This window comes from Mycolicibacterium hodleri, from assembly GCF_025822245.1.
In the GTDB taxonomy this organism is placed as follows: Bacteria; Actinomycetota; Actinomycetes; order Mycobacteriales; family Mycobacteriaceae; genus Mycobacterium; species Mycobacterium hodleri.
This window is the reverse complement of the sequence record NZ_JACKTL010000019.1, coordinates 16552-36920: the sequence shown is the minus strand read 5'-3', so window position 1 is coordinate 36920 and position 20369 is coordinate 16552. Positions and strand designations below refer to the sequence as shown.

The window sequence follows — 20369 nt, the reverse complement described above, 5'->3', positions numbered from 1 at the left end:
CGTGACGCCGCTCAAGCGTCGCCGGGCCGCCAGAGGTTCCGGGGATCACCTCCGCGAGGAGATCCTCGACGCCACCACCGATCTGCTGATGGAGACGGGGCACGCCAAGGCGGTGTCGATCCGCTCGGTGGCGCATCGCGTAGGCGTCACGCCGCCGTCGATCTATCTGCACTTCGCCGACAAGGACGCCCTCCTGGACGCGGTGTGCGCCAGGTACTTCGAGGCGCTGGACCAGGTGATGCAGCAGGTGGCGCTGGACCAGCCGTCGACGATCGACCGGTTGCGGGCGCAGGGGTTGGCGTACATCCGCTTCGCCATGGCGAACCCCGAGCTGTACCGCATCGCCACGATGGGCGAGGGCAGGCCCGGCAGCGACGTCGACGTCACCCTCAACAGCTCGGCGTTCGTGCACATGCGGGCGTCGGTGGAGTCGCTGATGGACGAGGCCGTCTACCCGGCGGGCGATGCCACCATGGCCGCATTGGAACTGTGGACGGTGGCGCACGGCGTTGCCGCCCTTGCCATTTCGCGACCCTATCTGCCCTTCGGCGACGTCGAGGCGTTCGCCGACCGGGTGATGCGATCCGCGTGCTGCGGGCACATCGTGACGGGAATGCTGGGACTGGACGTGCCGCCGATGGAGGCGGTCGGCAAGATCAAGGGGCTGGTGAACTGATGGCTGCCGACGTGGTGGACAACCCGTTCTTCGCGCGGCTGTGGTCGAACATGACCAGCCGCGAGCCGGAGACGGTCCGGCGGCTGCGTCGCGAGAATTTGGCCGGACTGACGGGACGCGTGCTCGAGGTGGGGGCCGGTACCGGCACCAACTTCGAGCTGTACCCGGCCACGGTCACCGAGGTGGTCGCCGTCGAACCGGAGCGGCGGCTCGCGGCCATCGCCACGCGGGCCGCGGCGTCGGCGACGGTACCGGTGACCGTCACCACCGACACCGTCGAGGACTTTCAGACCGACGAGCCCTTCGACGCCGTCGTCTGCTCGCTGGTGCTGTGCTCGGTCGAGGACCCCGACGGCGTTCTGCGCCAACTGTTTTCGATGCTGCGGCCCGGCGGCGAGCTTCGGTACCTCGAGCACGTCGCCAGCGGCGGGGCGCGGGCGCCGCTGCAAAAGCTGGCCGACGCGACCATCTGGCCACGCCTGCTGGGCAACTGCCACACCCACCGCGACACCGAACGGTCGATCGTGGGCGCCGGGTTCGAGGTGCGCGAGGGCCGCCACGAGTGGGTGATGCCGGCATGGGTGCCGGTGCCGGTGTCGGAGACCGCGATCGGCCGGGCCGTGCGACCCGCGTAGCGACGGCTAGACGGGTCTGACGGCGCCCGGGACCGTCTTGCTCAGGGTGAAGTCGTTGGCGGGACCCACCGGACAGGTCGCGGATTCGGCCGAGACGCCACTTACCTGACCCCTGAGGCTGATCGCGTCCCATGACCACGTCTGCAACTCCGCGCCGCGGGTGCCGTCGGGGCAGCTGTGGCCGTCCGGCCTGTCGACCGTCATCGTCCATCGCCCGCCTGCCAGCTGCGCGTCGCCGCTCCATCCGCTGGAACTGGTGATGTGCGCGACGCACTGGCGCGACGGGGGACAGGTGGAACGGACCGTCCAGGACGTGTGAGCTCCGGCGCCGATCAGGTCCAACGTGTACCTGCCGCTGAAGTCGTCGGCCCAGGCCGGGCCCGCCAACCCCACCGATACCCCGGCGGCGATCAGGGTTGCCGTCAATCCACGGACTACGGTCATGATTCCTCCATTGCAGTGGCCAGAATTCTGTGCCAAACGTCGACCGTTCGCAGGACAACGGCGAAAGACGGTGCGTGCGGGAATACTGCGTTCGCCAGCGGCGTTGAATCCAAATGTCGGCTGTGCTGCCGGCCCCGGGCGTGCGGGATTCGTGACGCCGGGCAAAGTGCGAATTGCGTTGCTGCCCAATATGTTCAACTCCTGACAGTGCGCTTCGGATAGCTTTGGAAGTACTAGACGCGGGCCGCTCGTCGCGGTTGACTTCTTCTATGGCCGGTCGCATTCGCCGACTGTGGGCCACTGAATCGTTGGAGGAGAAATGACCGTCGAACGTATTAAATTGGCTGCCGCGACAATCGCCTGCGGCTCTCTCGTCGTCGCCGGCGCCGTCGTGTCCATCATGGGCCCGGGCGCCTCGCCCGACGTCGTCGCCGGGGGTTCCGGTGACTCGCCTACCGACACCAGCTACGTCCAGCCGACGGCGTCGGCGATGAAGCTCCCGGCGACGGTCGTCCAAGCCCCCGAGACCACCAACGAGATTGCGCCCACGACGCTGGCGACCCCGATGGCCGCGCCCACGTACAAGGCGACCGCCGCGCCCGGATGCGTGAACAACGGGCAGTGCCCCTAGCCGAGGAGGGCGGGCAACCGCTGAAGCAGCCCCGGCAACGCCGACGCCGACGTCTCCCGCAGTGAGATGGTGACCCGATCCGACAACGGAGTCTCCTCGGGGTTGACCTCCACGACGGGGATGCCCTCGGCGAGCGCCAGTTCGGGCAGGGCCGCCGCCGGGTAGACGATCGCCGACGTGCCGACCACGATCGCCACGTCCGCGCGGGTGACCGCCTCCACCGAACGATCCCACTCGTCGGACGGTAGGGGCTCGCCGAACCAGACCACGTCGGGCCGGATCATGCCGCCGCAACCACACCTGGGCGGTGCGACGGTCTCCACCGGAGCCGGCATCGCGGGCAGCGGACCCCCGTATGGCGCCTCGCAACGGTCGCAGCGGAAGCTGAAGAGGCTGCCGTGCACGTGGTACACCCGGCCACTGCCGGCCCGCTCGTGCAGATCGTCGACGTTCTGGGTGACCACCTGCACCTCGGCGCCGTCCTGCCAGGCCGCCACCGCGCGATGGCCGTCGTTCGGCCCGACCGCCTTCATCATGTAGTGGCGCCACAGGTACCACGCCCAGACCTTCTCCGGATGACGACGCCAGCCGTCGGAACTGGAGATTTCGTAGGGGTCGACCTTGGCCCACAGACCCGTCTCGACGTCGCGAAACGTCGGAACGCCGCTCTCCGCGGACATCCCCGCTCCGCTGAGCACCGTCACTCGCACGCCACCAAAGTAGCCGCTTTTTGTGATACTGGGCACGTGGGGGATTTGGGGGAGTGGGTCCGGGTCGACCCGGACGGGGCCAGGCCGCTGTTCGACCAGCTGCGCACGCAGATCATCGCGGGCGTGCGGGACGGCAGGCTGCCGCCCGGCACGAGGCTGCCGACCGTCCGTGAGCTGGCGCACCAGCTGAACATGGCGGTGAACACGGTGGCGCGTGCGTACCGGGAGCTTGAGGCGGCGGGTCTGTTGGAGACGCGCGGCAGATTCGGAACGTTCGTGGCGCGAATCGATCCCGCGGATGCGGCGATGGCGACCGCCGCGCACACCTTCGCCGCGGCGGCCAAGGCGCTCGGAATCTGCAAGGACGACGCGCTGCGCTACGTGGAAACGGCGCTCGGTTAGCCGAATTCGAGGAGGGTCAGCGACGGCCGGACCGGGTCGAGCAACGGGACGCGCTGCATCCCGGACAGCACCGCGTTGAGCACGCGACCGCGCCCACGGGGATAGGGCACGTCGTGAACCGCGCGGACGCCCGGCACGACGTCGACGAGCCGGGCGGCCTCCGACGGCGACATGCCGAAGGGCATCGCCGGCACCCGGTAGCGGGTGGAGGTCCACAGGCCGCCCCGGCGGGCCAGTGCGGCGAACCACGACGGTGGCAGGTCGAACATCATCCGGCCGCCGGGAAAGCGCCGCGCACACTCGGTGATCAGACCCATGGCGTCGGTCGGCTGCAGGTACATCAACAGGCCCTCGGCGGTGATGAACACGCCGTCGGTCTGCTCGACCCGGTCCATCCAGCCGTAGTCCAGCGCCGACTGGGCGCAGACGGACACCCGGTCCGACGTCGGCAGCAGCTTCTCGCGCAGCTGGGTCACCGGCGGGAAGTCGACCGTCAGCCAACGGAATTGGTGGCCGACGTCGCCGGCGTCGATCCGGTAGAAGCTGGTCTGCAGCCCCTCGGCGAGCGCCACGACCGTCGCCGAGGGATGCTCGCGCAGGTAGTCGCGGGTGGCGCCGTCGAAGGCCAGTGCCCGCACCGCCATGTCCTGGCGGCGGGTATAGCCGAACTTGGCGAAGTCGAACTCGATGGAGTCGACGAGCTGGACCGCCATCGGATCGTCGATGATGCCGTCGGCCCGGCGGGCTTCGTGCGCCCGAACCTGCAACGTCAGCAGTGCGGTCTCGGAGACTCCGGACAGGTCGACGTTCACCTTCATCGTGCGAGCACCTTCTCGATGGTTCGTAGGTTGCGGGTGGTGGTCGAGGACTTGTACCGCTTCTTGCCCATGGTCCGTCCGATGGTGGTGTCCAGCGTGCCGCTCTTGGGCACCTGCCAGTACACGACGCCGTCGCCGCGCTCGATCAGCTCGTCCGGCCCCGCGTCGGCGGCCAGCGCCGCGAGCTCGTCGAGTACGTCGGCGTCGGTGACGAAGGTGACGTAGGAGTGGTGGCCGTCGACCTCGCGCTCGAAGGGAAACCGGGCCGAGACGTCGGCGACCGCGTCCCGGTCGTACGCCAGCACCCAGGCGTCGTAGCCGAAGGCGTCGCGCAGCGCCGTCTCGGCCGTGGTCCGCACCGCGTCGACCTTGGCCTTGCTCGTCACCAGCACGTTTCCGCTGGCCAATATCGTCTCGACGTCGGTGAAGCCGGCGTCGGTCAGCGCCCGCGCGACCTCGGCCATCTTGAGATTGACTCCGCCGACGTTGACGCCACGGAGGAAGGCGACGTAGCGCGTCACCCGAACTCCGGCAGCGTGGTTCCCGCAACGGTGTTCATGGCTCCATGGTAGGAGCCGGCGAGGCCGAATCCGACCACACGCCGCGCCACGGTCGTACGCTGGCCACCATGACGCGCGACGTGTTCGACGACAAGCTCCTGGCCTTGATCGGCGGCAACTCGCTGGGCGTTCTCGCGACGGTCAAACGGGACGGCAGGCCCCAGCTGTCCAACGTGTCCTACCACTTCGACCCGCGGGAGCTGACGATGTCGGTGTCGATCACGGAGCCGCGCGCCAAGACCCGCAACCTGCGCCGCGACCCGCGGGCGTCGATTCACGTCAGCTCCGACGACGGCTGGGCATACGCGGTCGCCGAGGGCGACGCGATCCTGACCCCGCCCGCGAGCAATCCGCACGACGACACCGTCGAGGGCCTGATTGCGTTGTACCGCAACATCGCCGGCAAGGATCACCCCGACTGGGACGACTACCGCCGGGCCATGGTCGACGACCGACGGGTCTTGATGACGATGCCGATCCACCATCTCTACGGCATGCCGCCTGGCATGCGCTGACACGCGCTAGTCTCAACGCATGGCCGAGCAACCCGAAGACGAGAACAAGCGCAAGTTCCGCGAGGCGCTCGAGCGCAAGAAGGCCAACGCCGGCGGCGGGTCCGACCACAAAGACGGCGGACGCAAGCACGGCCCGCGCTCGACCGGCCCCGCCGAGGCTCACCGCGAGTTCCGCCGCAAGAGCGGCTAGCCCCGGGTCACCACCCGCCGACCCAACCCTCGAAGATCGCTTCCGGCTCGTCCTCGGGACGCTCCGATCGGCCGACGAGGAAGTCGAAGTCGCAGCCCCGGTCCGCCTGAAGCACGCGCTCGACGTACATCGAGGCGTACCCCCGGTTGTGACGTGACGGTCTGGGCGTCCAGGCCGCTCGGCGCGCGGCCAACTCGTCGTCGGACACCAGCATGTCGAGCGTCCCGGCGCGGGCGTCGAGCGCGACGACGTCGCCGTCGCGAACGAGGGCGAGGGGGCCGCCCACCGCCGACTCCGGGCTGACGTGCAGCACGCAGGTGCCGTAGGCGGTGCCGCTCATCCGGGCGTCGGAGATGCGAACCATGTCGGTGACGCCCTCGGTGAGCAGCTTGCTCGGGATGGGCAGCTGACCCCACTCCGGCATGCCCGGTGCGCCGCGCGGCCCGGCCGACCGCAGGATGAGCACCGAGTCGCGCGTCACCTCCAGCTCGGGATCGTCGAACCGTCGCATCAGATCGGCCATGTCCTCGAAGACCACGGCCGGTCCCCGGTGCACCAGCAGTTCGGGGCTGGCGGCGCTGCACTTGATCACTGCCCCGTTGGGCGCGAGGTTGCCCCGCACCACCGCGAGGCCGCCCGGCGGCTGGAACGGCGCGTCCAACGGTGCGATCACCGAGGTGTCGGTCGCCGCGGCGGTGGGAAGGTTGTCGGCCACGGTCTTGCCCGTCACGGTGACGGCGTCGGTGTGCAGCAGCGACTCCACCGACTTCATCACCGCCGGTATTCCGCCGGCGTTAAAGACCTGCTCGACGAGGTGCTCACCGGCCGGCCGCACGTTGACCACCAGCGGGGTGCGCGCCGAGAGTTCGTGAAACCGGTCCAGCGACAACGGAACTCCCACCCGGCCGGCGATCGCCAGCAGGTGCACGATGGCGTTGGTCGACCCGCCGACGGCGAGCATCAGCGTGATGGCGTTGTCGAAGGCCTCCTGCGTCATGACCTGCGACGGCCGGAGCCGTTCGACGGCCAACCCGACCGCTCGCGCGCCGATCTCCTCGGCCACCTGCAGCCGGCGGGAGTCCATCGCGGGGATGGCCGCGGCGCCGGGCAGCGTCATGCCGAGACCCTCGACGAGGGTGGCCATCGTGGAGGCGGTGCCCATCTCCGGGCAGTGCCCCCGCGACGGTCCCGCCGCGGCCTCCAGTTGTTCGTACTCGGCCATCGACATCCGGCCGGCCCGCACGTCGTCGACGTACTCCCACAGGTCGGTGCCCACCCCGAGCTGCTTGCCCCGGAACACCGCGGGCGCGGCGGGTCCGCCGGTCAGCGCGATGGCGGGGACGTCGGCGCTGGCGGCCCCCATCAGCTGTGCCGGCACGGTCTTGTCGCAGCCGCCGAGCAGGACCACGGCGTCGAAGGGGTACGCGCGGATTGACTCCTCGACGTCCATCGCCATCAGGTTGCGGAACAGCATGGTGGTCGGCTTCATCAACTGCTCGCCGAGTGACATGGTGGGGAACTCCAGCGGGAAGCCGCCCGCGGCAAGCACCCCGCGCCGCACCGAGTCGGCCAGACCGCGAAAGTGCATGTTGCAGTTGACGACTTCGGACCACGAGTTGCAGATGCCCACGATCGGCCTGCCCTCGAAGGCCATCCGGGAGAACCCCGACGCCCGCATGGCCGAGCGGTGCACGAACCCCGGCACGTCCTTGCCCGCGAACCATTTGGCGCTGCGCAACCCGCCTGCGGGCGTCGTCACGGTCAGCGGACCCGGGCTGCGTACGCGGTGACCTTGCGCAGCGCGGGTTGGCGCGCCGCCCGGTAGCCCACCCAGCGTCCAGGCCTGGTGGACATCAGGCCGCCGACGACGCGTTGCTGCCACGGCGCCTTGCGGCCACCGGCCCCGGTGCCGGCGCGGACCGGGGCGGCCGTGCCCGACGCGTCCGCGAGGACGACCTGTGCCGCGTTGTGGCCGTTGGCTCCCATCACGCCACCGCCGGGGTGGGTACCCGACCCGCAGAGGTAGTAGTTGCGAACGGGCGTCCGGTAATTCGCCAGCTCGGGCAGCGGCCGCGCCCCGAACAGCTGGTCGAGCATCATGCTGCCGTGGAAGATGTTGCCGTCGGTGATCAGGTACTCGTGGTCCAGGTCGTCGGGGGTGATGACGACGCGGTCGAGGATGTGCTCGCGAAGGTTCGGCGCGTAGGTGAACAGATCCTCGAGGACGAGGTCGGCCCACTTCTCCTTCTCGGCCGCCCACGTGGTCCCGGTCAGTTCCGAGGGCAGCTGCTGGATGCCCAGGGTCATCGTGTGCAGTCCGGCGGGGGCGAGCGAGTCGTCGGTCACCGACTGCGTGACCGCCTCGATGACGAAGGTGCTCGGGAAGGTCCCGCGCCGCTGCGCCTCGTAGGCCTCCTCGAACGCCTCCCGGCTGGGACCGAGCAGCTGATGTCCGTGATGCTGCGGGCCCTCGGTGGCGTCGGGGAACGGAAGGTATTGCGGCAGTTCGTCGATCAGGAGGTGGATCCTGGCCATCGAGCCGCGGGTGTCGATGTTCTCGACGTCGCGGACCAGCTTGGCCGGAAGCACTCCCGGTCCGACGAGCTTGAGCAGCGACCGCTTGGGGTCGGCGTTGGAGATCACCCGGGCGGCGGTGATCACGGTTCCGTCGGTCAGCCGCACCCCAGTGGCCGTGCCGCGCTCGACGATCACCCTCTCGACCGGCGTCGAGGTGCGGATCGTCGCACCGTGGTGACGCGCACCGGCGGCCAGTGCCTCGCTGATGGCGCCCATGCCGCCGCGGGCCAGGCCGAATTGGCCGAAGTTGCCGTTGAACTCGCCCCAGGAGTGGTGCCCGTAGGTGTACGCCGTGCCGGGCGTGGAGGGTCCGCCGAAGATCGACACCATCCCGAAGAACGTCAGCATGCTCTTGAGCCGCTCGTCTTCGAAGTACCGGTCCAGCAGGTCGCGGACCGACAGCAGTGTGAACTCGTCGAACAGCGTCTGCTCGCCGGCCGCCTCGAACGCGGCGAACACCTCCGAGCGCTGCGGTGGCGGCGACAGCAGATAGGGGGTGACGAGACTGGCGAAGCGCTGCAGCCGCACCCCGAAGTCGAGGAAGGCCTGGGCGTCGTCCTTGTTGATCTTCTCCAGCTCGCGCAGCGTGCGGTCGGTCTCCTTCCACATCGTGAACGAGGTGCCGTCGCGGAAGAGACTGAAGGACAGCGCATCTCCCTGGTACAGGTCCAGGCCGAAGCGGGCCAGCTCGAGGTCGGCGATGATCTCGGGCCGCAGCAGTCCCGCGATGAACGCGCACGACGACCACTTGCTGCCGGGGATCAGTTCCTCGGTGACGCAGGCCCCGCCGACCAGGTCCCGGGCCTCCAGGACCAGCACCCGCTGCCCAGCCTTGGCCAGGTAGTTGGCGGTGACGAGGCCGTTGTGGCCCGCACCGATGATGACGGCGTCGTACTCCGGTTGTTCGGTCATGTCAGATCTCCTGCGGCAGCGGTGATTTGCGGGTCAGCAGCGTGACGACGCTGCCGGGTTGGACCAGTTCGTCGAACTTCTCGACCACCGGCTTCAGTTGCGGTGAGGAATCGCGGACGCGTTCCCATTCGGGCCACGACGAGACGGTCATGATCTCGACGACGTCGGCGCCCTCGCCGTCGTCTCCGTCGACGAGGTACACCTCGAAGCCGAAAACCACGTCGAACGCCAGGCACGTGGGCCGGTCGAGTTCGGCCGAGAACCGTTCGAACTGCTCGGCGGTGACCCCGGGGCGCAGGCGAAAGGTGTTGACCGCGCTGACGGGCATCAGGCGATCTCGCGGTTGATCATGACGTGCTTGACCTCGGTGTACTCCTCAAGGGCGTAGACCGACATGTCCTTGCCGTTGCCGGATTGCTTGAAGCCACCGTGCGGCATCTCCGGGGTGACGGGCAGGTGGTCGTTGATCCAGACGGTGCCGAACTGCAGATCGCTGGACGCGGTCATCGCCCGGGACAGGTCGTTGGTGAACACCGATGCGGCAAGGCCGTATTCGGTGTCGTTGGCCCAAGCGATCACGTCGTCGCCGTCGCCGAACCGCGTCACCGACGTGACCGGGCCGAACACCTCGTTGGTGACGATCTCGTCGCCCTGACGCGCGCCGACGACGACGGTGGGCGCGGTGTAGAAACCGGTGCCCGGATTGTCGCCCTGGATCAGCTCGGTGTGCCCGGTGGCCTTGGCGCGCTCGACGAAGCCCTCCACCCGGTCGCGGTGGGCTGCGGTGATGACCGGACCCATCGAGGTGTTCTCGTCGGCGGTGTCGCCCAAGTTCAGTTCCTTGACCGCCTTTTCGAGACCGGCGACGAACTCGTCGTGCACGGAGTCGTGAACGTAGAGCCGGGACGCAGCCATGCAGTCCTGTCCGGAGTTGCAGAACGCACCCTCGGTGATCTTGGCGACGGCCTGCGCGACGTCGGCGTCGGAGTACACCAGCACCGGTGCCTTGCCGCCGAGTTCGAGGTGCAGCCGCTTGAGGTTCGAATCGGCGGAGGCGTGCATCAGCGCCCGGCCGGTCGCGACCGACCCGGTGAGTGAGGACATGCGCACCCGGGGGTGGGCGACCAGCCGGGCGCCGACCTCCTTGCCGTCACCGGTCACGACGTTGAACACACCCGCCGGGAAGAGGTCCTCGGCGAGTTCGGCGAGCCGCAGCACCGAGTAGGGCGTGTGCTCGGAGGGTTTGAGCACCAACGTGTTTCCGGTGAGAAGGGCGGGGGAGATCTTCCAGATCGCCATCAGCAGGGGGTAGTTCCACGGTGCGACCGAGCCGACGACACCGAGGGGGTCGCGCCGGATGATGCTCGTCTTGCCCCGCACGAACTCGGCCGCGGCGCGGCCCTCCATGGTGCGGGCGCCGCCCGCGAAGAACCGGAGGTGATCGGGGATCATCTCCATTTCCTCGAGTGCGAGACCGATGGGCTTGCCCACGTTGCGGGACTCGATCTCGGCCAGCGTGCGCTGGTCGGCCTCGACGCGGTCGGCCAGGGTGAGGAACGCCCGGGCGCGTTCGCCCACCGGTGTTCTCGCCCAGTCGGGGAAGGCGGCTTCGGCGGCCGCTACCGCGCGGTCGACGTCGGCCGCACCGCCACGGGCGATCTCGGCGAAGGCCTCACCGGTGGTGGGGGCGAGTACCTGGTCGACGCCGCCGCCGGCCGCCTCGGTCCAGGTGCCGTCGACGAACATCTTGGTGTGGAAGGTCATGCTCACTCCTCGGTGGTGGTGGGTGCGCCGCCGGCCGCCATGGCCAGCAGGGCGCGAACTTCGTCTTTCGACATGGGTTGTTGCGCAATGGACGTGTGCACCATCAAGCCTTCGACGACGACGTCGACGAGCCGCGCGGTGGTGCGGTCGAAGTGCTCCGCGAGGGCATCCTCGGCGCGCTCCATCCAGCGCTGGGTCAGGTGCCGGATCGCAGGCCTGCGTACGGCGCCGCCGTACAGCTCGTAGGTGACGGCGAGTTCGTTGGGCTGGCTGGCGAGGTCGTCGGTGATCGCCGAGGCGATGCACTCGACGATGTCGTCCCCGTCGCCGCACGCCGCGAGGCGGGCCTCGAAGCGCGTGGCCAACGCGTCGACGTGGGCCTCGAATGCGCGCTGGACGAGGTCGTCCAGCGTCGCGAAGTGGTAGGTGACCGAGCCCAGTGGCACGTCGGCGGCGGCGGCGACGGCACGGTGGGTGATGCCGGCGACGCCGTCGCGGGCGAGTACCTGCAGGGCCGAGGCCACGATGCGCTCCTTTCTGTCGGGGTCGTGTCGACGTGCCCGCCGCGGTGCGGATCCCATGCCCACTCCCTCGTTAAGAACATTCGTACGCATCGTTGCGGACAAATGTACGTAACGTCGGGCGTCGGCGCGCGGCGAACGGTGAAAGACGTTGGACTACTGAGCTTCTGGCGCCGGCTCGGGCACGTCGCGCTCGTTGAGCGCCTGCCCGACCAGTGCATACCGAGACGGTGCCGCGAATTTGAGGTAGGCGCCGTAGGCCGCACCCGCGAGGAAGGCGATGAACACCAGGGAGAGCATGATCGCCGCCATGGTGCCCTGCACGCCGAGCAGCACGTCGAGGCTGTCGAGGGTCAGGACGAAGAACCCGCCGAGTCCCACGATCGCGAGAAGCGGTGCGATCACGGTGTTCCAGGGCCGCTTGTCGACGTCGGACCTGCGGAAGAACGCGAAGATTGCGATGCCCGCGACCAGCTGCGACAGGATCACCCCGACGGTGCCGATGCCCGTCGCCCAGGTGAACAGCGTCGCGAACGGATCCTGCCGGAAGAGGGCGAACAGCGCGATCACGACGCCGACGGTCACGCTCTGGACGATCGACGCGACCCACGGCGTCTGGCGGCGCGGCAGCGTCCAGCCGAGCGGCTGCCAGATGAGGCCCTGCCTGCCGAGGGAGAACGTGTAGCGCGAGACGTTGTTGTGAAAGGTGACGATGGCCGCGAACGTCGCGGTCACGATCAGCATCTGAAAGACCAGGGAGATGTTGTGGCCGATGATGGTGTCGCTGGCCACGAAGATGAAGTTGCCACCCGTCTCGGTGGCGATCCCGACGACCCGGTCGACGCCGAGGGCGTTGATGACGAGCCAGCCCGACACCGCGTACAGGACGCCCATGAACGCGATCGACAGATACGTGGCGCGCGGGATGGTGCGCGCCGGATCCCGCGCTTCCTCGCCGTAGATCGCCGACCCCTCGAAGCCGATGAACGAGGCGTGCGCGAACATCAACGCGACGCCCAGTGCGCCACCGAGCACGACGCTGGGCGCGAACGGCTCGAACGAGAACTGCGACACGGGCACCGCGTCACCGAACAGGCTGAACGCGCTGAGGATGGTGATCATGGTGACCTCCAGCGTCATGAACACCCCGAGGACCTTCGCGCCGGAGTGCACGCCCTGCACCCCGAGGCCCAGACACAACAGCAGGCCGACGAATGCGTATGCCCACCAGGGAACGTCGACGCCCAGTCGCGGATTGATCAGCTCGGCGGCGTAGTAGCCGAAACCGCCGTACAGCCCGGCCTGGATCGCGTTGTAGGCGAAGATCGCGAGGAACGCCGACCCCAGTCCGGGGATGCGTCCTAGCCCCAACGTCACGTAGGCGTAGAACGCGCCCGCATTGGTGACGTGTCGGCTCATCGCCACGTATCCGACGGCGAAGATCATCAGCACCACCGCGGCGATGACGAACGCACCGGGCATCCCGACGCCGTTGCCCGAACCGATGATGATGGGGAACAGCGCGACCACGACGGTCAGCGGCGACGCCGCGGCGATGATGTAGAAGAAGATGCTCGGCACGCCGAGGCTGTTCTGCTTGAGGCCATGGTTGCGCCGCCCGGCAGGTGGCGACGTGTCGGGCGGGGTGCCGGTCGGCGACGTCGAAACGGGCCGGCGCGGGGGTAGGGAGGCGGTGACGTTCTCCATAGTCGTTCATCTTTCGTGTCTTTGGGCGTGTGAAGAGGCAAGGGGACCGGGCGGCGCGGCGGTCCGTCACCCCCTCGTGCCGAGTGCGAGGTCGAGGAGAAGGTCTTCCTGACCGCCGACCATCGACCTGCGGCCGGCTTCGACGAGCAGGTCGCGGGTGTCGACGCCGACGTCGGCGGCGATGCGCTCGGCGTGCAGGAGAAAGCTGGAGTACACGCCGGCGAAGCCCAGCGTCAGCGTTTCGCGGTCGACTCGGACGGGCCGCTGCTGCAACGGCCGGACGACGTCGTCGGCGGCGTCCATCAGGGCGTACAGGTCGCACCCGTGCTGCCATCCGTGGAGTTCGGCGACGGCGACGAAGGCCTCCAGCGGGCAATTGCCCGCGCCCGCACCGAGACCGGTCAGCGAGGCGTCCACGCGGTGCGCGCCCTCCTCGACCGCCACCAGCGAATTGGCAACGCCCAGAGCCAAATTGTGGTGTGCGTGCACCCCGATCGAGGTCGTCGGTGCGAGGACCTCGCGGTAGGCGCGCACCCGATCGCGGATGCCGGTCATCGTCAACCGGCCGGCCGAGTCGGTCACGTAGACGCACTCGGCGCCGGCGTCCTCCATCACCTTGGCTTGGGCGGCCAGCCGGTCCGGCGGGGTGAGGTGCGACATCATGAGGAAGCCGGCGACGTCGAGTCCGAGCGACCGGGCGGTGCCGATGTGCTGGCGGGCGATGTCGGCCTCGGTGCAGTGGGTCGCGACCCGCACCGAGGTGACGCCGAGGTCGACGGCTGCGCGCAGGTCGTCGAGCGTTCCGATGCCGGGGATGAGAAGCGTTGTCAGACGGGCGGTGTGGACCACCTCGGCCGCGGCCGCGATCCAGGCGCCGTCGTCGTGCGCGCCCGCCCCGTAGGTGAGGCTGCCGCCGGCCAATCCGTCGCCGTGGGCGACTTCGATCGCGGCGACGCCCGCGGCGTCGAGGGCGCTCGCGACACGTCTGACGTCGTCGAGGCTCAGCGAGTGCCCGACGGCGTGCATGCCGTCGCGCAGCGTCACGTCCTGGACGTAGACCTCCGTGGTCATCGGACCGCCTCGGGGGTTAGGGTGACCAACTGCTCGGCGACCTGGACGGCGGCGGCCGTCATGATGTCGAGGTTGCCCGCGTAGGCCGGAAGGTAGTCCGCGGCACCCTCCACCTCCAGGAAGACCGTCACCTGCATCAGGTCGAGGTGGCCGGCGGCCCCGGCGAGGCGACGACGCGGGTCCGCCGTCGGGACGTGGTCGACGCGAACGCGTTGGGCCAGGCGGTAACCCGGCACGTAGCGCGCCACCTCGGCGACCATTGCCGTGACCGCGGAGTCGACCACGTCCTCGTCCGCCGTCGACACCAGCGCGGCGACGGTGTCGCGCATCAGCATTGGCGGCTCGGCCGGGTTGAGCACGATGATCGCCTTGCCCCTGGTGGCCCCGCCGACGATCTCGATGGCGCGCGCCGTCGTCTCGGTGAACTCGTCGATGTTGGCCCGCGTGCCGGGACCCGCCGACCGTGACGAGATGGACGCGACGATCTCCGCGTAGTGCACGTCGGTCACACCGGCCAGCGCCGCGACCACCGGAATCGTGGCCTGGCCGCCGCACGTCACCATGTTGAGGTTCCGCTGACCCGCGAGGCGCGCCATGTTGACCGCGGGTACGACGAACGGACCGATGGCGGCGGGGGTGAGGTCGACGACTCGCCTGCCGGACTCCAGCAGCGCCGCGTCGTTCACGTGATGGGCACCGGCGCTGGTCGCGTCGAACACCACCTCGACGTCGTCGAAGGCGTCGAGCCTCAGCAGACCGTCGACGCCGTCGGCGGTGACCGCCACGTCCAGCGCGGCGGCACGCGCGAGACCGTCACTGTGCGAGTCGATCCCGGCCATCGCCGCGACGTCGAGCACGCTCGAGCGGCGCAGCTTCATCAACAGGTCGGTGCCGATGTTCCCCGACCCGATGATGGCGGCCCGATGACGTCGAGTCATCATTCCTCCGTTCGTCGTCGTCGCGGTGTCAGTTGGTGTGCGCGTGCGCCACGGGCCGCGGCTTCGGTGAGACCGCGACGTCGGGAGCGCTGGTCTGCACCAGCTCGTTGAGGATCGCGGCGTGGCGGACCTTGTGGCGGACCAGGTCGGCGTGGAACTCGGGGCGAACCCAGCCGTTGTACATGACCGCCTCCGACTCGCCGGGCTCGATCTTGAAGTAGACCGGTCCCGCGACGCGCGCGATGTCGCCGGCCTCCCAGAGCCGGTTCATACCGCCGAAGGACTCGAAGGTCTCGGCCCAGACGTCGAGCGGGACGTCGACGGAGTTGCGGATGGCAGCCAGCATCGGGCGCGAGAGGTCGCCGACGGGGTTGACGCTGTCGGCGCCGAGATCCTGCAGGATCCGGATGGAGGCGGGGTTGGCGTGACCGGCGTAGACCGAGATCTTGAACTTGGCGTCCGCCGGGATGTGGCCGGCGTCGCGCGCCTTGTTCAGGATGTCGAGAACCCCTTCGTCCCAGACCAATACGCCGCGGATGCCGGTGGAGAAGATGCGGAGGTAGTCGTCGAGCAGGTAACGGATGTTGTCCAGGCCGCGGACGCGTCGCCCGCCGGCCTGACCCTCCGTGCTCAGCGCCTGGCGGCCGAGGTCCCACCCGGTGCGCGGCCCGGGAACGGCGATCAGTTCGATCCCGCGCTCCGCGGACAGGGCGGCGACGTCGGCCAGCTCGCTCGTGGTGAGCAACGTGGTACCGCCGCCGAAGGCGATGGCACGGTGGATGAACACCCCCTGCTCGTCGGCCTCGTCGAGCATGGCCTCCATGGTCGAAAGTCGTTCGACCCCAGAGATTTCCAGGCGATACTTGCCGCCGTCGTCGAACGCCTTGGTCGACGGGGTGAGGGCGTAGTCGTCGGCCGTCAAGAGGTCTTGTGCGGCCAGGATGCTGGCCCCGTCGACCTTGGAACGACGGCTGTCGGCTGCGGTGGGCATCGCTTCTCCTTCGAAGGCCGGATGGCGCATCATCCGGAAGTTTCACTGAGTGATATCTAACTGCGCTGAATGAAATCTAGGAGACGTGGGTCACGCTGTCAACCGGAACGGGCGATTCACTGGGTACTGGTAACCTTCACTGAGTGAAAACAGCTGCGGCATCGGAGAAGTCCACCAGCCTGATCGGCGTCGAACGCACGGCCAGGATTCTCACCGCGGTGGCGGACTCCGAGGTCGGAAATCTCACCGAAATAGCAAGGCGCACAGAGCTAAACGAGGCGACGGTGCTGCGTTACCTCAACAGTCTGTCCTCGCTCGGTTACGTCGAACGCTTCAACGCCAACCAGTACCGACTGGGCTGGGAGATCTTCCGGCTCGGCCAGCGGGCCTTCTCCAACCAGGTTCCCTCCGACGCGGTGATCCCCACCATGGAGCGGCTGGTGAACGAGTTCAACGAGACCGTGAACTTCGCCGTGCACAAGGACCGCAGCGTCGTCATCCTCGAAGTCGTCGAAGGCAGGCGTGCGGTGAAGAAGGTCAGCGACGTGGGCCAGACCGACCCGTGGCACGCGTCGGCGTTGGGCAAGGCACTCTTGGCGACGATGCCCGACAGCGTCTGGCACGACGTCGTCGCCTCGGCCGGGCTCCCGGAGTTGACCGCACACACGATCACCTCGATGAAGAACATGGCCGCGGAGATCACGGAGATTCGCGAGCAGGGCTTCGCGGTCGACCGCGAAGAGGCCGCCGAGGAACTCACCTGCGTGGCCGCCGCCGTGCCCACCGCGAACGGGGCACCGTCGCGCTACGCGCTGAGCATCAGCTTCCTGACCCACCGGCTGACTGCCGAGAGCCTGGCGCACGCGGGCACCCAGGTGGTCGCGGGCGCGCGCGAGATCGCGGCCAAGCTGCCGTGACGGACCGCCGTCATGTAGCGACGGCTACCCGACGTTCCTGCAGCACGACCCCGACGAGACAGACGGCGGCGAGCACCGCGGTGGCGACGGCGAAGCTGACCCCGGCGGTGCGCAACCCCAGGTGCTGAGAAGCGAAGCCCTCGGCGATCACCGGCAGCGAGATGGCCACGTAGGCCACGACGAAGTACGTCGAGCTGACCTCCGCGCGGCGGTCGGCCGGTACCAGTTCGGCGACGGCGGCCAGGCCGCGGCTGAAGCTGATGCCCTGCCCGATGCCGGCCACCGCGCCAGCGACGACCAGCAGCGGCAGCGACGCCAGGTACAGCGCGACGGCCAGCATCACCATGCCGACGACCAGGATCGCGCAGCCGATCGCGACAGCCCGGCGCGGTGGGATGTGACGAGCCGGTAGCTGGACGATCGCCGAGGCGACGAAGATGGAGCTCGCCACCAGACCGGCGACGGCGTGGTTCTCGATCCCGATGACCGATCGGACGAACGTCGGTACCACCGCCATGAACAGGCCCGTGACGGAGAAGCCGGCGAACGCCGCGGTCGCCGCGGTCAGGAAGACGGGGCGCATCTCCGCTGGCACCGAGAGGCGTTGCAGCCCAAGTGTTCCGGTGCGCGACGACGTCTCAGGGACCGCCCACACCGCGCCGACGGCCAGCAGCACCAGCACGATGTGCACGACGAACGACAGCTGCAACGGGCCGGGCGCGTACTGCACCAGCACGCCCGCGAGCAGCGGACCTGCACCGAGGCCGCCGATGTTGGCGACGGTCGCGACGGCCGTCGCCCGGTCGCGCTGATGCGACGGCGAGGTTTCGACGATGGCGGCGGTCGCGGTTCCGGTGAAGATGCCGGCGGACAGGCCCGAGAGCACCCGGCCCACCAACAGCAGCGGCACGTCGTCGGCGAACAGGAACACCACGGCGCTGGCCAGGGCGAAACCGGCGCCGGCCAGCAACACGGGCCGCCTTCCGAGCGCGTCGGACCACCGGCCGAACAGGAGCAGCGCGGCGAGCACGCCGACGGCGTAGGTGGCGAAGATCACCGTGGTGGTCAGCACCTGGAAGTGCATGCGGTCCGAGTAGAGCGCATACATCGGCGTCGGCAGGGTGGTGCCCACCATGATCGCCGCAAATGCATACGCCAGCAGGGCGAACCCGAACCGCTGGCGCACGGGCGTGGGCAGCTGTTCGGTCACTTTGCTGATCGTAGGCACGTTGCCCTCAACGCGCCGGGGGTGCCGGGGCTTCCCGGCGCCCCGCCGCGGTCAGTGTGAGATCGCCTTCTCCGCGCCGACGCCCGTGAGCGACCTGACCTCCATCTCGGCGTCGAGCACGGGATCGCCGGGCACCTTGGAGGTCATGGTGCCGACGATGCCGAGCAGGAAGGCCAGCGGGATCGACACGATGCCGGGGTTGGCCAGCGGGAACCAGGCGAAGTCGACGCCCGGGATCATGGCCGTCTTCGCACCCGACACCGCCGGCGAGAAGACGATCAGCACCAGCGTCGAGATCAGTCCGCCGTACATGCTCCACAGCGCACCGCGGGTGTTGAACCGCTTCCAGTACAGGGAGTAGACGATGGTCGGCAGGTTGGCCGCCGCGGCGATCGCGAACGCCAGTGCCACCAGGAAGGCGACGTTCTGGCCGTTGGCGAGGATGCCGAGCCCGATCGCCAGCACACCCAGCACGACCGCCGTGATCCGGGAGACCCGGACCTGCTCGCTCTCGCTGACCTGACCCTTCTTCAGCACGCTGGCGTAGATGTCGTGGGCGAACGAGGCCGACGCGGTGATGGTGAGCCCGGCGACGACCGCGAGGATCGTCGCGAAGGCGACCGCGGAGATGACGCCGAGCAGGACCACGCCGCCGAGTTCGAACGCCAGCAGCGGTGCCGCGGAGTTCACCCCGCCCGCCGCGGCGAGGATGCGGTCGGGCCCGACCAGTGCGGCGGCGCCGTAGCCGAGCACCAGGGTGAAGAGGTAGAACGCACCAATCAGCGCGATCGCCCACACCACCGACCGGCGGGCTTCCTTGGCCGTGGGCACGGTGTAGAAGCGCATCAGCACGTGCGGCAGACCCGCCGTGCCGAGCACGAGGGCGATCGCCAGTGAGATGAAGTTGATCTGCGAGGTGAACGAGCCGCCGTACTGGGCGCCGGGCGCCAAGACGTCGCGGTTGGCCACGCCGGCGGTGGTGGCGCCCGAGATCGCCTGCTGCGCCGAGCCGAGGATCTCCGAGAAGTCGAGCCCGAACTTGACCAACACGATGACCGTCATCGCGCCGGCCCCGGTGATCAGCAGCACCGCCTTGATGATCTGCACCCAGGTGGTGCCCTTCATGCCGCCGACCAGAACGTAGACGATCATCAGCAGGCCGACGACGGCGATGACCACGGACTGGCCGCTCCTGCTTTGCACGTCGAGCAGCAGTGCCACCAGGCCACCGGCCCCGGCCATCTGCGCGAGCAGGTAGAACAGCGACACCGTCAGGGTCGACGTGGCCGCTGCCATCCGCACCGGACGCTGCTTGAGCCGGAAGCTCAGCACGTCGGCCATCGTGAATCGTCCTGTGTTGCGCATCAATTCGGCCACCAGCAGCAGGGCGACCAGCCATGCGACGAGGAATCCGATCGAATACAGGAAGCCGTCGTAACCGTAGACGGCGATGGCGCCTGCGATGCCGAGGAAGCTGGCCGCGGACAGGTAGTCGCCGGCGATGGCGATGCCGTTCTGGGGGCCGGAGAACGCCCGGCCGCCAGTGAAGAACTCTTCGGCCGTCGCGTTCTTCTTGCTGGCCCGGATCACCACGACCATCGTGATGACGACGAACAGCGCGAAGATGCCGATGTTGGCCGCCGGGTTGCCGACGGTCTCGGTGGCTGCCAGGAGTGTCATCGCTCGGTACCCGCCATCTCGGCGCGGATAGCCGCTGCCCTGGGATCGAGCTCGCGGTTGGCGAACCGCACGTAGATGCCGGTGATGAGGAACGTGGTGAGGAATTGTCCGAGGCCGATGAGCAGCCCGACGTTGACGTTGCCGAATACCGGAGTAGCCATGAAGTCGTGGGCGAACGCCCCGAGGAGAACGTAGGTGGCGTACCAGATGAGGAAGAACGCCGTCATCGGAAAGACGAAGCGGCGCAGACGTGTTCGCAACTCCTGAAACTCGGGGCTGGCCTGCATGTCGACGAATTGCTGGGCCGTGTTGGCCGTCGGACTATCGGTGGTCGCCACCGCGGTGCTCCTGACGCTGGAAGTGAGATCGCAGCCTTGAGGCTAGTGAGACTCACGTCACACACTCAGCAGATTCGCAGGATCGGACGCCGAAGCCGGGACCACCTGCGGTGAACGGTCGGCCCGTGGCGACGAACGGTCCGC

The 20369-nt window shown here is 68.8% G+C and carries 23 protein-coding genes; 7 read left to right on the top strand and 16 right to left on the bottom strand.

The window, feature by feature from the left end; all coding sequences use genetic code 11:
- Position 1: 1 nt before the first annotated feature.
- Entirely contained in the window at positions 2–676 is a 675-nt protein-coding gene (locus H7J06_RS05680; protein WP_264037684.1) for a TetR/AcrR family transcriptional regulator, read from the top strand.
- A complete protein-coding gene (locus H7J06_RS05675; RefSeq protein ID WP_264037683.1) occupies positions 676–1311 on the top strand; it encodes a class I SAM-dependent methyltransferase in 636 nt (211 codons plus the stop codon). Before H7J06_RS05680 ends, H7J06_RS05675 begins: the two co-directional genes overlap by 1 nt.
- A gap of 6 nt (positions 1312–1317) precedes the next feature.
- On the opposite strand, the gene H7J06_RS05670 is transcribed toward H7J06_RS05675, so the two are convergent.
- A complete protein-coding gene (locus H7J06_RS05670; RefSeq protein WP_264037682.1) occupies positions 1318–1755 on the bottom strand; it encodes a hypothetical protein in 438 nt (145 codons plus the stop codon).
- A 340-nt stretch (positions 1756–2095) separates the two neighbouring features.
- On the opposite strand from H7J06_RS05670, the gene H7J06_RS05665 reads away from it, so the two are divergent.
- A complete protein-coding gene (locus H7J06_RS05665; protein WP_264037681.1) occupies positions 2096–2386 on the top strand; it encodes a hypothetical protein in 291 nt (96 codons plus the stop codon).
- Here the strand turns inward: H7J06_RS05665 and H7J06_RS05660 are convergent.
- A complete protein-coding gene (locus H7J06_RS05660) occupies positions 2383–3096 on the bottom strand; it encodes an NAD-dependent deacylase (RefSeq protein ID WP_264037679.1) in 714 nt (237 codons plus the stop codon). The genes H7J06_RS05665 and H7J06_RS05660 overlap by 4 nt on opposite strands.
- Before the next feature lie 36 nt (positions 3097–3132).
- On the opposite strand from H7J06_RS05660, the gene H7J06_RS05655 reads away from it, so the two are divergent.
- A complete protein-coding gene (locus tag H7J06_RS05655) occupies positions 3133–3498 on the top strand; it encodes an Rv1152 family transcriptional regulator (RefSeq protein WP_264037678.1) in 366 nt (121 codons plus the stop codon).
- Here H7J06_RS05655 and H7J06_RS05650 read toward each other — a convergent pair.
- Entirely contained in the window at positions 3495–4316 is an 822-nt protein-coding gene (locus tag H7J06_RS05650) for a class I SAM-dependent methyltransferase (protein ID WP_264037677.1), read from the bottom strand. The genes H7J06_RS05655 and H7J06_RS05650 overlap by 4 nt on opposite strands.
- The gene (locus H7J06_RS05645; protein WP_264037676.1) at positions 4313–4837 is read right to left on the bottom strand and encodes a DUF1697 domain-containing protein; all 525 of its coding nucleotides are present in this window, start codon (positions 4835–4837) and stop codon (positions 4313–4315) included. Before H7J06_RS05645 ends, H7J06_RS05650 begins: the two co-directional genes overlap by 4 nt.
- Positions 4838–4944: 107 nt before the next feature.
- Between H7J06_RS05645 and H7J06_RS05640 the strand changes: the two genes are divergently transcribed.
- Complete coding sequence (locus H7J06_RS05640) at positions 4945–5391, top strand: PPOX class F420-dependent oxidoreductase (protein WP_264037675.1); 447 nt, start codon at positions 4945–4947, stop codon at positions 5389–5391.
- A gap of 19 nt (positions 5392–5410) precedes the next feature.
- On the top strand, positions 5411–5581 hold the full coding sequence (locus tag H7J06_RS05635; RefSeq protein WP_264037674.1) for a DUF5302 domain-containing protein: 171 nt from the start codon (positions 5411–5413) through the stop codon (positions 5579–5581).
- A 7-nt stretch (positions 5582–5588) separates the two neighbouring features.
- Here H7J06_RS05635 and H7J06_RS05630 read toward each other — a convergent pair whose 3' ends face one another.
- The 9 genes from H7J06_RS05630 to H7J06_RS05590 all read right to left on the bottom strand — a co-directional run bounded on the left by H7J06_RS05630 (position 5589) and on the right by H7J06_RS05590 (position 16062).
- Complete coding sequence (locus H7J06_RS05630; RefSeq protein WP_264037672.1) at positions 5589–7340, bottom strand: dihydroxy-acid dehydratase; 1752 nt, start codon at positions 7338–7340, stop codon at positions 5589–5591.
- 2 nt (positions 7341–7342) lie between these two features.
- Positions 7343–9070 (bottom strand): phytoene desaturase family protein, encoded by a 1728-nt coding sequence (locus tag H7J06_RS05625; RefSeq protein WP_264037671.1) that lies wholly within the window; start codon positions 9068–9070, stop codon positions 7343–7345.
- 1 nt (position 9071) lies between these two features.
- Positions 9072–9398 (bottom strand): RedY/HapK family protein, encoded by a 327-nt coding sequence (locus tag H7J06_RS05620; RefSeq protein WP_264037670.1) that lies wholly within the window; start codon positions 9396–9398, stop codon positions 9072–9074.
- The gene (locus H7J06_RS05615) at positions 9398–10834 is read right to left on the bottom strand and encodes an aminobutyraldehyde dehydrogenase (RefSeq protein WP_264037669.1); all 1437 of its coding nucleotides are present in this window, start codon (positions 10832–10834) and stop codon (positions 9398–9400) included. The genes H7J06_RS05620 and H7J06_RS05615 overlap by 1 nt, the downstream gene beginning before the upstream one ends.
- A gap of 2 nt (positions 10835–10836) precedes the next feature.
- Positions 10837–11415 (bottom strand): TetR/AcrR family transcriptional regulator, encoded by a 579-nt coding sequence (locus tag H7J06_RS05610; protein ID WP_264037668.1) that lies wholly within the window; start codon positions 11413–11415, stop codon positions 10837–10839.
- A 96-nt stretch (positions 11416–11511) separates the two neighbouring features.
- Entirely contained in the window at positions 11512–13062 is a 1551-nt protein-coding gene (locus tag H7J06_RS05605; RefSeq protein ID WP_264037667.1) for an APC family permease, read from the bottom strand.
- Between the two features lie 66 nt (positions 13063–13128).
- Positions 13129–14133 carry a 4-hydroxy-2-oxovalerate aldolase gene (dmpG, locus tag H7J06_RS05600; protein WP_264037660.1) on the bottom strand — a complete coding sequence of 335 codons (1005 nt, stop codon included), beginning with the start codon at positions 14131–14133 and terminating at the stop codon, positions 13129–13131.
- A complete protein-coding gene (locus tag H7J06_RS05595) occupies positions 14130–15071 on the bottom strand; it encodes an acetaldehyde dehydrogenase (acetylating) (RefSeq protein WP_264037659.1) in 942 nt (313 codons plus the stop codon). Before H7J06_RS05595 ends, dmpG begins: the two co-directional genes overlap by 4 nt.
- Before the next feature lie 28 nt (positions 15072–15099).
- The gene (locus H7J06_RS05590; protein WP_264037658.1) at positions 15100–16062 is read right to left on the bottom strand and encodes a hypothetical protein; all 963 of its coding nucleotides are present in this window, start codon (positions 16060–16062) and stop codon (positions 15100–15102) included.
- Positions 16063–16205: 143 nt separating this feature from the next.
- Here H7J06_RS05590 and H7J06_RS05585 point away from each other — a divergent pair, with 143 nt between their 5' ends.
- Positions 16206–16979: an IclR family transcriptional regulator gene (locus tag H7J06_RS05585; RefSeq protein WP_264037657.1), complete on the top strand. Its 774-nt coding sequence runs from the start codon at positions 16206–16208 to the stop codon at positions 16977–16979.
- A 10-nt stretch (positions 16980–16989) separates the two neighbouring features.
- Here the strand turns inward: H7J06_RS05585 and H7J06_RS05580 are convergent, their stop codons facing one another.
- From H7J06_RS05580 to H7J06_RS05570, 3 genes are all read right to left on the bottom strand, one after another.
- A complete protein-coding gene (locus H7J06_RS05580) occupies positions 16990–18189 on the bottom strand; it encodes an MFS transporter (protein ID WP_264037656.1) in 1200 nt (399 codons plus the stop codon).
- A gap of 69 nt (positions 18190–18258) precedes the next feature.
- The gene (locus tag H7J06_RS05575) at positions 18259–19887 is read right to left on the bottom strand and encodes a monocarboxylic acid transporter (RefSeq protein WP_264037655.1); all 1629 of its coding nucleotides are present in this window, start codon (positions 19885–19887) and stop codon (positions 18259–18261) included.
- Positions 19884–20225, bottom strand: a complete 342-nt coding sequence (locus H7J06_RS05570; RefSeq protein WP_264037653.1) for a DUF485 domain-containing protein — start codon at positions 20223–20225, stop codon at positions 19884–19886. The genes H7J06_RS05575 and H7J06_RS05570 overlap by 4 nt, the downstream gene beginning before the upstream one ends.
- Between the last annotated feature and the right edge of the window lie 144 nt (positions 20226–20369).

Bases quoted from the DNA above. Each gene is read 5' to 3' on its own strand.
- H7J06_RS05675 (WP_264037683.1), top strand. From the start codon at position 676: ATGGCTGCCGACGTGGTGGACAACCCGTTCTTCGCGCGGCTGTGGTCG.
- H7J06_RS05670 (WP_264037682.1), bottom strand. From the start codon at position 1,755: ATGACCGTAGTCCGTGGATTGACGGCAACCCTGATCGCCGCCGGGGTA.
- H7J06_RS05650 (WP_264037677.1), bottom strand. From the start codon at position 4,316: ATGAAGGTGAACGTCGACCTGTCCGGAGTCTCCGAGACCGCACTGCTG.
- H7J06_RS05640 (WP_264037675.1), top strand. From the start codon at position 4,945: ATGACGCGCGACGTGTTCGACGACAAGCTCCTGGCCTTGATCGGCGGC.
- H7J06_RS05635 (WP_264037674.1), top strand. From the start codon at position 5,411: ATGGCCGAGCAACCCGAAGACGAGAACAAGCGCAAGTTCCGCGAGGCG.
- H7J06_RS05625 (WP_264037671.1), bottom strand. From the start codon at position 9,070: ATGACCGAACAACCGGAGTACGACGCCGTCATCATCGGTGCGGGCCAC.
- H7J06_RS05620 (WP_264037670.1), bottom strand. From the start codon at position 9,398: ATGCCCGTCAGCGCGGTCAACACCTTTCGCCTGCGCCCCGGGGTCACC.
- H7J06_RS05615 (WP_264037669.1), bottom strand. From the start codon at position 10,834: ATGACCTTCCACACCAAGATGTTCGTCGACGGCACCTGGACCGAGGCG.
- H7J06_RS05610 (WP_264037668.1), bottom strand. From the start codon at position 11,415: ATGGGATCCGCACCGCGGCGGGCACGTCGACACGACCCCGACAGAAAG.
- H7J06_RS05605 (WP_264037667.1), bottom strand. From the start codon at position 13,062: ATGGAGAACGTCACCGCCTCCCTACCCCCGCGCCGGCCCGTTTCGACG.
- dmpG (WP_264037660.1), bottom strand. From the start codon at position 14,133: ATGACCACGGAGGTCTACGTCCAGGACGTGACGCTGCGCGACGGCATG.
- H7J06_RS05595 (WP_264037659.1), bottom strand. From the start codon at position 15,071: ATGACTCGACGTCATCGGGCCGCCATCATCGGGTCGGGGAACATCGGC.
- H7J06_RS05590 (WP_264037658.1), bottom strand. From the start codon at position 16,062: ATGCCCACCGCAGCCGACAGCCGTCGTTCCAAGGTCGACGGGGCCAGC.
- H7J06_RS05575 (WP_264037655.1), bottom strand. From the start codon at position 19,887: ATGACACTCCTGGCAGCCACCGAGACCGTCGGCAACCCGGCGGCCAAC.